The organism is Oleiphilus sp. HI0061 (assembly GCF_001635675.1).
In genome coordinates, this window is the sequence record NZ_LWFE01000919.1 from 1 (window position 1) to 582 (window position 582).

Sequence of the window (582 nt, forward strand, 5' to 3'; positions counted from 1 at the left end):
ACGTCTCAAATATTGATACGGTTTTGCTAAGCAAGAATACGGACCCATTTAGTGCAGGGGTCAAGGGGCTGCCTGTTTCTCCATTTTGGGAGCGTGATCTAATGGCTTTAACCAACCCCTTGGAAAGCAGAGTCGTGCTTGATCAGGCTTCGCGTTCGTACTCTCTTGATGAATTAAGTCGCCGAATTCAGGTTTTGGATTTGTCTCCAAATATTTATGAATTGAAGGCGATGCCTTTGCAGCAAAATCAACTAGTTGTAATATCAAATGTGTCTGAAGACTACTCCTTATTAGATCAAACGATCTCTCAAACGTTCAGTTATAGTTTCTTAGCGTTGCTTGTCGGTGAATTTCTACTATTTATACTATTACGCCAGCCTTTACGTAAGCTACATCGTGCCGATGCAGTTGAGCGCTTGGCAGTCGAAACGTCAAATGCTTTGGATGCACGCACAGAAGCTTTGGAGCGCGAGAAACTATTATCAGAGAGTGTGAATGACTCAGTTCCTGTGGGTATCGCAGTAGTTGATGGTGGCGGGCGCTTATTGTCTGTTAATCGCTATCTAAAATCTTTATTTGAAT

General features: G+C 42.8%; 1 protein-coding gene. It reads left to right on the forward strand.

Features of this window, described 5'->3' with window-relative positions; genetic code table 11:
* Window positions 1–582, forward strand: a 582-nt coding sequence (locus tag A3735_RS30845; protein ID WP_197485852.1) for a hypothetical protein, incomplete at both ends; no start/stop codon positions are given.